This is a genomic window from Prosthecobacter sp., assembly GCF_044373815.1.
Taxonomy (GTDB): Bacteria; Verrucomicrobiota; Verrucomicrobiia; order Verrucomicrobiales; family Verrucomicrobiaceae; genus Prosthecobacter.
In genome coordinates this window covers 1-6,876 of the sequence record NZ_JBIPNG010000360.1, presented here as the reverse complement: position 1 = coordinate 6,876, position 6,876 = coordinate 1, and the positions used below count along the sequence as shown (strand labels likewise).

Annotated in this window: 4 protein-coding genes; 3 read left to right on the top strand and 1 reads right to left on the bottom strand. The window is 61.9% G+C overall.

The annotated features are described in order from the left end of the window. On the top strand, window positions 1–1,478 hold a 1,478-nt coding region (locus tag ACIREA_RS23120; protein ID WP_397384709.1), incomplete at its 5' end, for an ATP-binding protein. After that, window positions 1,471–2,112, top strand: coding sequence for a response regulator (locus ACIREA_RS23115; RefSeq protein ID WP_397384708.1), 642 nt, complete (start codon window positions 1,471–1,473; stop codon window positions 2,110–2,112). The genes ACIREA_RS23120 and ACIREA_RS23115, both read left to right, overlap by 8 nt. A 398-nt stretch (window positions 2,113–2,510) precedes the next feature. On the opposite strand, the gene ACIREA_RS23110 is transcribed toward ACIREA_RS23115, so the two are convergent. After that, window positions 2,511–3,734 (bottom strand): GDSL-type esterase/lipase family protein, encoded by a 1,224-nt coding sequence (locus ACIREA_RS23110; protein WP_397384707.1) that lies wholly within the window; start codon window positions 3,732–3,734, stop codon window positions 2,511–2,513. A gap of 34 nt (window positions 3,735–3,768) precedes the next feature. Between ACIREA_RS23110 and glgX the strand changes: the two genes are divergently transcribed. After that, entirely contained in the window at window positions 3,769–5,988 is a 2,220-nt protein-coding gene (gene glgX / locus ACIREA_RS23105) for a glycogen debranching protein GlgX (RefSeq protein WP_397384706.1), read from the top strand. The last annotated feature ends 888 nt before the right edge of the window (window positions 5,989–6,876 follow it).

Here is a 6,876-nt window from a genome sequence, read left to right as displayed (position 1 = left end):
GCGAACGCAGCTTCTGCGCCTTGGGCGAAGTGATGCTGCTGCAAGGAAAGCAAAACCTCGGCGCGCGCCTGGAAGCCATCGGCCCCAATGCCGTGAGAGCCAGCAGCAGCCAGGGCACACGCCCCGACTGGGGCCGCATCAATCTCGTCGATGGCCACACCGTGCTCGGCCCGCCGCTCGGCACGCACCGCAGTCCCACGCTGGGCTTTCGCAGTGTGCTCACCAGCGAAGGCCGCCCCTACAACAACCCCTGGGTGGAGATTGATCTCGGCACCGTCAGACCCATCGATGAGATCCGCCTTTTTCCCTCTCATCCGCCGCAGTTCGCCCACAGCCATGGCTATGGTTTCCCCGTGCGCTATCAGATTGAGCTGCGCGAGGAGGACAATGAAGAGCCACGCCTCCTGCCCACGCCCCAATCCGGCAGCTACAACGCCCTGCCGGGAGACAATGGGGTCACGCTCGTCGGCGCGCATCGCGCACGCTTTGTACGCCTGCAGGTTCTCGCTCCGCACGTGAGCAATGGCTCCGTCGTGCTCGCCATGGCAGAGATGCAGATCTGGTCCGAAGGCAAAAACATCGCGCTCGCCTGCGATGTGAATTCCCCCAATTCCACCGAGCAGGACGGCTGGTCACGCGCGGCTTTGGTGGATGGCTTTGCCAGCGGTGCCAACATCGTGGACTGGCCCGGCTGGCTGGCGGATCTCTCGCAGCGGCGTGAGGTGGAGCACCAGCTTGGAGTGATCGAGAAGCAGCGCGAAACCCTCACACAGCAATGGCAAAAAATCGCACTCGGGCTGCTCATCGGCATGGCCGTGGCAGGCGTCATCGTGCTGCTCCTGTGGCTGCAGCGGCAGCGGCGCATCCGGCGCGGGGAACTCGAACGCCTGCGCGAGCGTATCGCACAGGATCTGCATGACGAGATCGGCAGCAGCCTCGGCAGCATTGCCCTCATCGCGCAGGACCTTCTCGCCGAGGGCGGGCAAAGCCCCCAGTCCCGCGAAGACCTGACCGACATCAAAGACATCGCCGCAGAAACCGTGGACGCCATGCGCGACATCACGCGCCTCATGCAGAGCGAGCGCTACGGCACCGACGACCTGCCCACCCTCCTGCGCGAAACTGCCGACCGCATGCTGCGCGGCATCCAGCACACGCTGGATCTCGACGACCACGCCCAGACCCGCCGCCTCTCCGTGGACCGCCAGCGCGATCTCATGCTGATGTTCAAAGAAGCCCTGCACAACATCACCCGCCACGCCGCCGCCACGGAGGTGCACATCACGCTCAAGCAAACACACAACGACATCATCCTCACCATCCGCGACAACGGCCACGGCTTCGACACCACCGCCAAACACACCGGCATGGGCCTCACCAATCTGCATCGCCGTGCCGCCAAACATCAAGGCCTCACCGACATCACCTCAGCGCCCCAAGGCACCGTTTTAACTCTCACTCTTCCGCTGCATGCCTGAAACCATCCACCTCTGGATCATCGAAGATCACAAGACCTACGGCGAGCGCCTCGTCAGGGCCTTGAACCGGCTCGACGGCATCTCCTGCACGCAGCGCTTCACCGCCTGCGAGGACGCCTTTGCCGCGCTCACCACGGAGCCTGCGCCGCAGGTGCTCCTGCTGGATGTCGGCCTGCCCGGCATGAATGGCATCGAAGGCATCACACGCCTGCGCCAGCTTGCGCCCAGCACCGCCATCGTGATCCTCACCGTATTTGAAGAGGACGACAAAATCTTCCGCGCCATCTGCGCCGGTGCCGCCGGGTATCTTTTAAAAACATCCAACACCGAGGACATCGCCGCCGCCATTCGCAGCGCGGCCGCAGGCGGCTCGCCGATCAATCCCCACATCGCCCGCCGCGTGCTGGAGATGTTTTCCAAGGCCAACGTTCCGCAGAAGGACTACGGCCTCACCCCGCGTGAGCTGGACATCTTGAAGCTCCTCGTCAGCGGCAGCACCATCAAAGATGCCGCCGCCCAACTCGGCATCGGTTACTACACGGCGGACGAGTACATCCGCAGCGTGTATGTGAAGCTCCAGGTGCGCAGCCGTGGCAGCGCGATTGCCAAGGCGGTGAAGGAGGGGCTGGTGTGAGTGGTGCGCGGGTGAAGAGTCCCTCGCCCCGCTCGCGGGAACAGTTCAGCGGATGGAAAACCAAGCGTGAATCGATTAAAGGCGCCCATCCCGGCGTGAAGCGTTTGACCTAGCCAACGCCCCGGGAGCGCGGGCCTCCGAGCCCGCAGCACTCCGCTTACGCACACCGGCTTGCACGATCCATCAGCAGCGCAACATCCAACGACAATACTGCTTGCGGCTTGCCATGTGAATTCAGCGCTCTCAGCACGAGCCACCTGCTGCGGGCTCGGAGGCCCGCGCTCCAACGCCCATAGTTGTTCGGGCATTCTCGCTCGTATGCGGCGCGCTGCACGCGGGAACGCTCGCACGAGCTACTGCCGAATGCCGCACCAATCAGCAAACGAAAGCCCCCCCCCCTACTTCAAATACGGCCCCACCACGGCCTTCCAGATCACATACCCCTTCGGATTCATGTGCAGCTGATCCTCCACAAAGATGTCCGGCTTCGGCTTCCCATCAGCCCCGAGCATGTGCGGATACACATTGATGAACTGCAGCCGCTTGTCGGTCTTCGTGTACTCCTCCACCAGACGGCTGGCCTCGATCATCTGGTCGATCATGCTCCAGCGCTTTGGATTCGGCGCGTTCGAGATGTAGCAGATGCGGCACTCCGGCAGCGCCGCATGCACCTTGGCCACGAAGGCTTTGAAGTCCGCAAACACCCGCTGCGGCGTTTTGCCGGCATTGATGTCGTTGCCACCCGCATACATTACCACCTGCCGGGGCTTGTACTTGATCACGGTCAGGTGCGCGTAGTTGAAGGAATCAAACACCTCGGAGCCGCCAAAGCCGCGATTCATCACCGGCAGTCCGGGGAAATCCTCCGCCAGCGTTTTCCACTTCACGATGCTGGAGCTGCCGGTGAACACGATGGGATTCTCCGGCGGCGCCTTTTCCGCATCCTTCTTTGCAAAGGCCAGAATGTCCTTCTGCCAGCGGATGGCGGAGGTCACGACATCGTAACCGGCCTCGCTGAAGTGCAGCTTGTCCTCCACGTAAAGCTCTGGCCGGGGCTGACCATCCGCACCGAGGAGCAATGAGAACACATCGATGAAAACGACGCCCGTCTTTTCGCAGGACGCGGCAATGAGCGCATTCGCCTTTTTGACCTGTTCCACTTCATCCCAGCGTGAGGGAGAAGGTGGAATGGAGATGAAGGAAATCGCAGTCTTTGGCAGCGCTGTGCGCACCTTCGTCACGAAATCCTCAAACGCCGCCAGCACCTCCTCTGGCGTCTTTCCGGCATGCAGGTCATTGCCACCGGCATTGAGGTAAATCTGCTTCGGCTTGTATTTGATGACACAGCGATCCGCAAAGAACGCCACATCACTGAGCTGCGAGCCGCCAAAGCCGCGATTGAGCAGCGGCGTTTTCTTGAACCTCTCCGGCAGCGACTGCCAGCGACGGATGTTCGAAGCACCGACAAACACCGTCACATCCTTCGGCGGTGCCTTGGCCGTATCCTCCGCTTCAAAGGCCTGGATGGCCTTTTCAAAACGTGCCGGGTCCGCCGGCTTGAGGGCGTGAGCCCAGGAGGAGCAGATGACAAGAAAAAGGACAAGAAAATGGCGATAAATCATGGCGGCATGGCAAACGTTGTGCGTTGTGGGTCTCATGCAACCTTTGCTCACCAGCTTGAAACGCAAATTTGCCCGGATGTCCACGCCCACGCCCCCTGCTCGTGCGGCCGTCCCAGATTCCCCCTTCCCTGTTTCATTCGAGATCAATGGAGAGCCTCTGACTCCCGGCGTCACGCTGCTGCGCGAAAGCACCCGCTTCGTGGTGCACTCCCGCCACGCCGTGGCCATGGATCTTTGCCTCTTCGATCCCAAAGAGCCAACCCGTGAGACCGCCCGGGTGCGCATGCAGCGCGCCGAATGCGATCTGTGGCATGCGACCGTGCGCGGCGTCAAAGCAGGCACGCTGTACGGTTACCGCGCCCACGGCCCCTGGCTGCCCCAAAACGCCATGCGCTTCAATGCCAAGAAGCTCATGCTCGACCCCTACGCCCGCGCCATCCATGGCACTCCCGACGAGGCCGAGCACATGCGCACGCTGACCGATCCACGTCACTCCAAAGGCTGCATCGACAACGGGGCTGAGGCCCTGAAAAGCGTGGTGATCGATGAATCCTTCGACTGGACCGGCGATGCCAAACCCCGCGTGCCCTGGCAGGAAACGGTGATCTGTGAGCTGCACGTGAAGGGCTTCACCCAAACGCACCCGGATGTGCCGGCCAAGCTCCGTGGCACCTACGCCGGTCTCGCGCATCCCGCCGTCACCTCCTACCTGCGGAATCTCGGCATCACCAGCGTGCAGCTTCTGCCGGTGCATCAGCATCTGGACGACGGCTTTCTGCTGGGCCGTGACCTCACCAACTACTGGGGCTACAACACCATCGGCTTCTTCGCCCCGCACAACACCTACGCCGCCTCCGCAGATCCGCAGGAGCAGGTGCGCGAGTTCAAGGCCATGGTGAAGGCCATGCACGCCGCCGGCATCGAGGTCATCCTCGATGTCGTGTACAATCACACCGCCGAAGGCAATGAACAAGGCCCCTCGCTGATGTTTCGCGGGCTCGACGATCACAGCTACTACCGGCATCACTTTGGCGAAAACGGCGCGGACTATGTCAACGTCACCGGCTGCGGCAATTCGGTCGATTCCGCCAGCCTGCCTGCCCTGCGCCTCATTCTGGACAGCCTGCGCTACTGGGTCACTGAAATGCACGTCGACGGCTTCCGTTTCGATCTGGCCGTGACCGTGGCCCGGGATGAAAAGGACGGATTCAACCGCCAGTCCCCCTTCCTCAGCGCCGTGGCGCAGGACCCCGTGCTCTCGCGGGTCAAGCTCATCGCCGAGGCCTGGGACATCTCCCGCATGGACAGCTATCAGGTGGGCAATTTCCCCGAACCCTGGCGCGAGCTGAACGGCAAATATCGCGACACCGTGCGCAGCTGGTGGCGCGGAGACTCCGGCGCCACCGCCGAGTTTGCCAAGCGCTTCTGCGGCAGCCAGGACGTCTTCGGTTGGAACCAGCGCCCGCCCCTGGCCAGCATCAATTTCCTCACCTCGCACGATGGCTTCACGCTGCTGGACCTCGTCAGCTACGAGCACAAGCACAACGAAGCCAACAACGAGGACAATCGCGACGGCGACAGCAACAACCACAGCAGCAACTGCGGCGTGGAAGGCCCCACCACCGATCCCAAGGTGCTGCAAACACGCGGGCGTCTCCGCCGTGGCCTGATCGCCACCATGATGTGTTCCCTGGGTGTCCCCTTTATCACCGCTGGCGACGAACGCGGCCGCACCCAGCGCGGCAACAACAACGCCTACTGCCAGGACAGCGACATCAGCTGGATCGACTGGCACGACTGCGACGAAGAAATGCTCTCCTTCACCCGGCAGATCACCGCCTTCCGCCGCACTCATGAAGCGTTTCGACGCAGCAGCTATTTCGATGGCAAACTCAATCCCGCCACCGGCCTGCGCGATGTCCTCTGGCTGGAAAGCGATGGCACCCTGCTGCACCATGAGGAATGGCATCAGGACACCCGCCGCTGCTTTGGCGCACTGATGGGCGCCGTGAGTGCCTCCTCCAGCCCGCTGCTGCTGCTGTTCAACAACAGCGCCGAGCCCCAGCCTTTCACCCTCCCCGGTGGCGCGGACATCCTCTGGACTCTCGTGTTCGACACCGCCTTGAGCCCCTCCTTCCCCGCCAAATCCCCCCCCGGCCTGGCAGGCTCCCAAACATACCCGCTGCTCGGCCAGGGAATCGTCTGCCTGACCCTCGCCGCCGGAGACCGCGAAACGCTGGAGCCGAAGCTCTGAGAGGGGTCTCGAAGAGTACTCGGACAAAGCAAAGCACGCCGCAGCAGGCGGAGGGGGATCGTCCTGATCCCCCATCTGGGGCGCTTGAGATATAGCGTTTTCCAAAACTGATCCGAAAAGCATGCGTGGCGACACTCGGCTGAGGCTTGAGGACAAGCCTCCCTACCTCGCGCCGGACACGCGCCAGCCCAGCGCGGGTAGGGCTGGCTGTCCTCAGCCAGCCGCCGTCGAAGCCCATGATCCTCGGGCCAGAAACAACCCGCTAAACTAAAATGGGTTTTACGAACCTCTATAAAAATACCCGCCAAGCTCGCTGCCACGAAATGGTATCAAGTATCACTCGGTATCAAACCGGTATCATTGATACCATCGGTATTATGGTATCAAGGTATCACTCCCTATATATAGGGAGTGATACCTTGATACCAATCCCAACCCCCGACGGGAAAATACCAGCGTGGATTGCCATCCTCCATGCCGCCCCTTGGCGCAGAGCCAGGGTCAGGTTCACGCAGGGTCAAATCAGGGTCATTGACCCTGTTGACCCTATCAGGCTCACAGGCTCACTCCCTATATATAGGGAGTGAGCCTGTGAGCCTGAACCCAACGGAAAACCGAACCCCAACGGGGTCAGAAAACAGCCCTGATGGCCAGCCCCGTCGGCATCAGGTTCATGGGTTCAGGGTTCAAAACACCTTTTGAACCCATTGGGGCAGTCTCAACTGCCAAGCATAGAGCCGCGCATCGCGAGTCCCACGCGTTGTGCCTTTCACCGCCCTATGGACGGCGCACCTTTTTGATCGCCCTCGACGACATAGCCCCGAATTCAAGGACGCGCACAACGCGTCCCTACCCTCCGCGCTGACCCTCAGGGCTGGTAGGGACGCG